This is a genomic window from Bordetella tumulicola, from assembly GCF_965138755.1.
Classification (GTDB): domain Bacteria; phylum Pseudomonadota; class Gammaproteobacteria; order Burkholderiales; family Burkholderiaceae_B; genus Bordetella_A; species Bordetella_A tumulicola.
This window is the reverse complement of sequence record NZ_CBCSFP010000002.1, coordinates 152,998-159,121: the sequence shown is the minus strand read 5'-3', so window position 1 is coordinate 159,121 and position 6,124 is coordinate 152,998. Positions and strand designations below refer to the sequence as shown.

The 6,124-nt window shown below is 60.8% G+C and carries 8 protein-coding genes and 1 pseudogene; all 9 read left to right on the top strand.

Going from position 1 to position 6,124, the window contains the following annotated elements:
* A pseudogene (locus ACNAZS_RS06410) lies at window positions 1–93 on the top strand (ABC transporter permease); the annotation flags it as partial.
* A gap of 14 nt (window positions 94–107) precedes the next feature.
* On the top strand, window positions 108–617 hold the full coding sequence (gene mlaD / locus ACNAZS_RS06405; protein WP_415787380.1) for an outer membrane lipid asymmetry maintenance protein MlaD: 510 nt from the start codon (window positions 108–110) through the stop codon (window positions 615–617).
* Between the two features lie 107 nt (window positions 618–724).
* The gene (locus ACNAZS_RS06400) at window positions 725–1,525 is read left to right on the top strand and encodes an MlaA family lipoprotein (RefSeq protein ID WP_415787378.1); all 801 of its coding nucleotides are present in this window, start codon (window positions 725–727) and stop codon (window positions 1,523–1,525) included.
* Window positions 1,526–1,563: 38 nt separating this feature from the next.
* Complete coding sequence (locus tag ACNAZS_RS06395) at window positions 1,564–2,202, top strand: MlaC/ttg2D family ABC transporter substrate-binding protein (protein WP_415787376.1); 639 nt, start codon at window positions 1,564–1,566, stop codon at window positions 2,200–2,202.
* An 88-nt stretch (window positions 2,203–2,290) separates the two neighbouring features.
* Window positions 2,291–3,100 (top strand): ABC transporter ATP-binding protein, encoded by an 810-nt coding sequence (locus ACNAZS_RS06390; protein ID WP_415787374.1) that lies wholly within the window; start codon window positions 2,291–2,293, stop codon window positions 3,098–3,100.
* Window positions 3,097–3,909 (top strand): ABC transporter permease, encoded by an 813-nt coding sequence (locus tag ACNAZS_RS06385; RefSeq protein ID WP_415787372.1) that lies wholly within the window; start codon window positions 3,097–3,099, stop codon window positions 3,907–3,909. Before ACNAZS_RS06390 ends, ACNAZS_RS06385 begins: the two co-directional genes overlap by 4 nt.
* Window positions 3,910–3,914: 5 nt before the next feature.
* Window positions 3,915–4,160 carry a BolA family protein gene (locus tag ACNAZS_RS06380; RefSeq protein WP_415787370.1) on the top strand — a complete coding sequence of 82 codons (246 nt, stop codon included), beginning with the start codon at window positions 3,915–3,917 and terminating at the stop codon, window positions 4,158–4,160.
* A complete protein-coding gene (murA, locus tag ACNAZS_RS06375; protein ID WP_415787368.1) occupies window positions 4,160–5,428 on the top strand; it encodes a UDP-N-acetylglucosamine 1-carboxyvinyltransferase in 1,269 nt (422 codons plus the stop codon). The genes ACNAZS_RS06380 and murA overlap by 1 nt, the downstream gene beginning before the upstream one ends.
* Window positions 5,425–6,105: an ATP phosphoribosyltransferase gene (gene hisG / locus ACNAZS_RS06370; RefSeq protein WP_415787366.1), complete on the top strand. Its 681-nt coding sequence runs from the start codon at window positions 5,425–5,427 to the stop codon at window positions 6,103–6,105. Before murA ends, hisG begins: the two co-directional genes overlap by 4 nt.
* The last annotated feature ends 19 nt before the right edge of the window (window positions 6,106–6,124 follow it).

Genomic DNA, 6,124 nt, shown 5'->3' with positions numbered 1-6,124 from the left:
CCCCCCCGCGCAACCACCCGCACCGTCGTCGCCGGCTCACTCGCCGTCCTGGGGCTGGACTTCCTGCTTACCGCCCTGATGTTTGGCAATTAATACGGATTTTCATCATGTCACGCGAAAAAACCGATTTCTGGGTAGGACTCTTTGTATTGCTCGGCTTTGCCGCAGTGGTATTTCTGGCCCTGCGCGCCGGTAATCTCAACAGCTTCTCCTTTGCCCCGACCTATACGCTAACGGCGGATTTCGACAACATCGGAGGCCTGAAAGCGCGCGCCCCTGTGAAAAGTGCTGGCGTGGTGGTGGGCCGTGTCAACAAAATCAGCTTTGACGACCAGACCTTCAGGGCGGTGGTGGTTCTCAATATGGAAGAAGACTACCAATTCCCCCAGGACACGTCTGCATCCATCCTGACATCAGGCCTGCTGGGTGAGCAATACATCGGACTGACCGCTGGCGGCGACGAGAAAAATTTTGCCGACGGAGGCAAAATCCGCTATACCCAGAGCGCGGTCGTTCTGGAAAACCTGATTAGCCAGTTCCTGTACAACTCTGCGGAAAATCAGGGCGCAAACTCGGACAAGTCCGGCCAACAGCCCAGTACGCCCCCGCAACACTGACATTTACACTATCGTCATCCATTCGACCTAGTCCCCCATTACTATTTGGCCTGTCCCGACAAGACAGGTGGCTTGCGAACAGACCCCTTGCCCGGCTTTACCCCAATATGAATATGCCTACCTACGCTCGATTTGCTTCTGCCCTGGCCGTCTGCGCACTGACCGCTGGTTGCGCAACGCAAGGCACCCCCGATCCCCGTGATCCCTGGGAAGGATTTAATCGCGGCGTATATAAATTCAACGATACGGTTGACCGGGCAGTATTCAAACCGGTTGCGCAGGCCTACACCTACGTCACTCCCCAACCGGTGCGCAGTTGCGTGCACAACATGTTCAGCAACGTGGGTGACCTTTGGGCAGCCACCAACAGCTTTCTACAGGGTCGCGGTCACGATTTCGTCAATACTCTGGGCCGCTTCCTGTTCAACACCACCATGGGCGTAGGCGGTTGCTTTGACGTGGCCTCGGCCAATGGCGCCCGCAAGATCCCCAATGATTTCGGCACCACGCTCGGGGTATGGGGCTTTGGTCAAGGTCCGTATCTGGTGCTGCCAATCTGGGGCGCCAGCAGCATCCGTGACGGCGTGGGCCTGATCGGCGATTGGCAAGGTACGATGTATACCTACAGCAGCCCCAGCGCCATCGACAACGTCGCCATCCGCAATTCGCTGTGGGGGCTGGACCTTGTTGACACCCGCGCCAGCTTGCTCGACACCACCGACATGGTCGATCGGGTCGCACTGGATCCCTATAGCTTTATCCGCGACGCCTACCTGCAACGCCGGGCCGCCATGGTGCGCGGCAGCGCCGTAGGCGAGGGCAATCTGCCCGATTACAGCATCGAGGATGACGGTGATGACGCCGTTCCGGCTCAGTCGGAGCCGCCCGCGCCGGCGACCGCCAAGTGATCCCTGCGACGCACGGCCCCCATTCATAAGGAGTACGCATGCGAATTTCCGCTTTTCCCCTGCTGCAACGCCTGTGTCTGGCCGCTGTCGTCGGCCTGATGGCCGCGACCGCCGCCCATGCTCAAGCCAAACCCGATGCTCATGGCGCCCCGGACAAGTTCGTGCTGGATACTGCTAACGCGGCACTGGCCGTGCTCAAGTCCGACGACAAGGTCAAGAGCGGCGATCTGGCCCATATCAACCAAGTCGTCGATACCCAGATCCTGCCCTACGTCAACTTTCGCAAGACGACGCAATTGGCAGCCGGCCGCTACTGGCGCCAAGCCACACCCGAGCAACAAACGGCATTGGCTGACGCCTTTCGTGGCACGCTGGTCCGCACCTACAGCGGCGCGTTGACAGGCGTAACACAAGCCACCACGATCAAGCTGTTGCCATTTCGCGGCGATCCTAACGCGGATGATGTGGTGGTACGCAGCCTGATCACGCAATCCAACGGCCAACCCGTCGGCGTTGACTATCGACTCGAAAAAGATCCGCAGCAAGGCTGGCGCATCTATGACATGAATGTCGAAGGCATCTGGCTGATCCAGAATTACCGCAACCAATTCGCGCAGCAAATCCAGCAATCCGGCATTGATGGGCTGATCAAGGCGCTGAACCAGCGCAACCAATAACCCCGGCCGGCGACCAGGACAAGGCCCCCACGAGGGGGCCGCCATTTATAATGGGCGATTCGTTCTTTCCCGGGCCTTCGCCTTTGCCATGTCTGCTGTCTGTCTAGAACACGTATCCAAGATTTACCCGTCGCATCAGCCCGGCTGGAAGAAGCTGCTTGGACGCCCCCCCGCGCCGGGATTTCAGGCACTGAATGACGTTAGCTTGCGCGTCGAGCCCGGCGAGTTTTTCGGGTTGCTCGGCCCCAATGGCGCAGGCAAAACCACCCTGATTTCCGTCCTGGCCGGCCTGGCGCGCGCCTCCAGTGGTCATGCCAGCGTATGCGGCTACGACGTCACCGCTGACTACAAATCGGCCCGTCGCGCCCTGGGCGTGGTGCCCCAAGAGCTGGTTTACGACCCGTTTTTCACCGTACGCGAAACACTGCGCATCCAGTCAGGCTATTTTGGCCTGCGCAACAACGACGACTGGATCGACGAGATTCTGTTCAATCTGGGCTTGGCCGACAAGGCCAACGCCAATATGCGCGCCCTTTCCGGCGGGATGAAGCGCCGGGTCCTGGTCGCCCAGGCCTTGGTGCACCGCCCGCCTGTGATCGTGCTGGACGAGCCCACTGCTGGCGTTGACGTTGATCTGCGACGCACCTTGTGGGAATTTATCTCACGCCTGAACAAGGCCGGCCACACCATCATGCTGACCACGCATTACCTCGAAGAAGCCGAGGCGTTGTGCGGGCGTATCGCCATGCTCAAAGGCGGCCGGATCGTCGCGCTGGACACCACCCAGGCGCTGTTGGCACGCGTGGGCGGCGTAGACCTTGAGGACGCTTTCGTACGCATCATGCATCAGGATTCCCCTGAGGCTCCGGAACTGGAACCCGAAGAGGCCCTCTCGTGACCCCCCCGCTTACCCCGACCACACAACCCCTGGTGCAGCCCCGCCTGGACGCCGGTTCGGGCTTTCCCACCCTGGTGCGCAAAGAATTACTGCGTTTCTGGAAGGTCGCCTTCCAGACCATCGCCGCCCCCGTGATCACCGCCTTGCTTTATCTGCTCGTGTTCGCGCACGTTCTGGAAGGCCGGGTCGTGGTGTACAACACCGTGCCGTACACGTCATTCCTCATCCCAGGGTTGATGATGATGAGCATGCTGCAAAACGCCTTTGCCAACCCTTCGTCATCGCTGATCCAGAGCCGTATCACCGGCAATTTGGTGTTCGTGCTATTGCCGCCGTTGTCACATCGCGAGATTTTTGCGGCCTACCTGCTGGCCGCCGTCGCGCGCGGTTTGGCCGTGGGTCTTTGCGTATGGCTGGTGGCTCTCTGTTTCACGCCACTGTCACTGGCACACCCCGGCTGGATCGTATTGTTCGCTGTACTGGCCTGCGGCATCATGGGCACACTAGGCATCATCGCCGGGCTATGGGCCGAAAAATTCGACCAACTCGCCGTATTTCAAAACTTCCTGATCATGCCGGCCACCTTTTTGTCCGGCGTGTTCTATTCCATTCATACCCTGCCGCCATTCTGGCAAGCGGTATCGCACTGGAACCCCATTTTTTATACGATTGATGGCTTTCGCTACGGATTTTTCTCCGTGTCGGACATGTCCCCGTGGCACAGCCTGGCAGTCGTCGCCGGGGTATTCGCCGTTCTCACGATCTGCGCGTTGCGACTGCTGGCCAGCGGCTACAAACTGAGGAATTGACGCCCATGCTGCCTACTCCCGAGCAGGTTCGCCAATATATCGCTGACGGACTGCCTTGCAATCATCTGGATGTACAAGGAGACGGTTCGCATTTCGACGCCGTCATCGTCAGCCCCTCTTTCGAGGGCAAGCGCCTGATTGCACGCCATCAAATGGTGTACGCGGCACTGGGTGACCGCATGAAAGCCGAGATCCACGCGCTCTCGATGCGCACGCTGACGCCCGAGGAATACGCCAAGGCAGGTCAATAATGGACAAACTACGCATCACCGGCGGCGCCTCCCTGCGCGGCGAAGTCATCATCTCGGGGGCCAAGAACGCAGCCTTGCCTATTTTGTGCGCGAGCCTGCTTACTGCCGATCCCGTGGTCCTGCACAACGTGCCGGATCTGAACGATACCTCCACCATGCGCCGCCTGCTGGCCCGCATGGGTGTCAAGGCCGAGCGCAATAGCGACGGCATCGTCACGCTACAGGCCGATCAGGTAGACGACCTGGAAGCCCCGTACGATCTGGTCAAGACCATGCGCGCCTCGATCCTCGTGCTCGGTCCCTTGCTGGCACGCTTTGGCGAAGCCCGCGTCAGTCTGCCGGGTGGTTGCAGCATCGGACAACGTCCAGTCGACCAGCACATCAAGGGCTTGGCGGCGCTAGGCGCCGATATCAGCATCGAACATGGCTTTGTCGTGGCCAAGGCGCCACGCCTGAAAGGTGCGTCCATTCGCACCGACATGGTCACGGTCACGGGCACCGAAAACCTCCTGATGGCAGCCGTATTGGCCGAAGGCCAGACCGTTCTCGAAAACGCGGCCCGCGAGCCCGAAATCGTTGATCTGGCCGAGTTGTTGATCAAAATGGGGGCCCGCATCCATGGCCATGGTACGGATCGCATCGTGATCGATGGCGTGGCCCGCCTGAACGGCGCCGAACACCGTGTCAGCCCTGATCGCATTGAGGCGGGCACGTTTTTGTGCGCAGTGGGTGCGGCAGGCGGCGACATCGTCGTGCGCAACGTCGCCCCCGACGCCATGGGTGCCACGTTGGACAAGCTCACCGAAGCCGGCCTCACGCTGGAAATCGGCCCCGACTGGATTCGCGGCGCCATGCAGGGACGCCCGCGCGCCGTGGGCGTCCGAACGCACGAATACCCGGGTTTTGCGACTGACATGCAGGCCCAGTTGATGGCGTTGGACACGGTCGCCGACGGCACCTCGGTCATCGTGGAAACCATCTTCGAAAACCGCTACATGCACGTGCAAGAACTTCGCCGCATGGGTGCAGAAATCGACATCGACGGCCACACTGCCGTCGTGCGCGGCGTCCCGCGCTTGTCAGGCGCCATCGTGATGGCAACCGATCTGCGCGCCTCGGCCAGCCTGGTCATCGCGGGTCTGGCCGCTGAGGGCCAAACCACCGTCGACCGTATTTACCACCTGGACCGCGGCTATGACCGCATGGAAGTCAAACTGCGCGCCCTGGGCGCCGACATCCAGCGACTGACAGGCAAGGAATCCACATGATCGCCGTCGCCAACGCGCCCATCACCCTGGCCTTGTCCAAGGGGCGTATTTTCGAAGAAACGCTACCGCTGCTGGCCGAGGCTGGCATCGACGTCCCAGAAAACCCCGAAAGCTCGCGCAAACTGATTCTGCCGACCAGCGATCCCGGCCTGCGCCTGATCATCGTTCGGGCATCCGATGTACCCACCTACGTACAGTACGGCGCGGCCGACCTGGGCATCGCAGGAAAAGACGTGCTCATCGAGCATGCGGCCCAACATCCCGGCGGTCTGTATCAGCCCATAGACCTGAACATCGCCAAATGCCGGCTATGTGTCGCAGTACGCAACGGTTTCGACTACGAAGCCGCAGTACACCAGGGCGCGCGCCTGCGCGTGGCCACCAAGTATGTGCAATCCGCCCGGGAACATTTCGCCTCGAAAGGCGTCTACGTCGATATCATCAAGCTCTATGGCTCGATGGAGTTGGCGCCGCTGGTCGGACTGGCAGACTGCATCGTCGACCTGGTGTCGTCGGGCGGCACCCTGCGTGCGAACGACTTGGCCGCCGTCGAAGACATCATGGCCATTTCGTCGCGCCTGATCGTCAATCAGGCTTCGCTCAAGACCCGTGGCGCGCGATTGCAGCCCCTGCTGGATACGTTTCAACGAGCGGCGAACGCGGGCGCCGCCGCCTAACGCGGCACGAGCGGCACGC